The following is a 243-nucleotide window of genomic DNA, read 5'->3' as shown; positions in this document are numbered from 1 at the left end:
CGACATGGCTGTTACGCCAATAACGGTTAATAAGGTGTCGCGTTCTTTATGTTCGCTGTTTGGCATAATAGACGAGATAGCCAGCGCAGCAGACGCTCCACAAATAGCAACCGAACCACCTGTAAGTGCACCAAAGCGCTTTTGCAAGCCAAATGCGCGTGCTAGTACTACGCCTAAAATAATAGTAGTAAATATAGCGCCCGCTAGCATAAGTGCTGTTTGCCAACCCAGTGTTACTAAATC

Annotated in this window: 1 protein-coding gene; it reads right to left on the bottom strand. The window is 46.5% G+C overall.

Going from position 1 to position 243, the window contains the following annotated elements; genetic code table 11:
• On the bottom strand, nucleotides 1-243 hold a 243-nt coding region (locus AAEY83_RS17905; protein WP_351061378.1), incomplete at both ends, for a putative sulfate exporter family transporter.

It is taken from the genome of Psychrobacter sp. TB20-MNA-CIBAN-0197, from assembly GCF_040309765.1.
In the GTDB taxonomy this organism is placed as follows: Bacteria; Pseudomonadota; Gammaproteobacteria; order Pseudomonadales; family Moraxellaceae; genus Psychrobacter; species Psychrobacter submarinus.
This window is presented reverse-complemented; position numbering and strand designations above follow the sequence as displayed.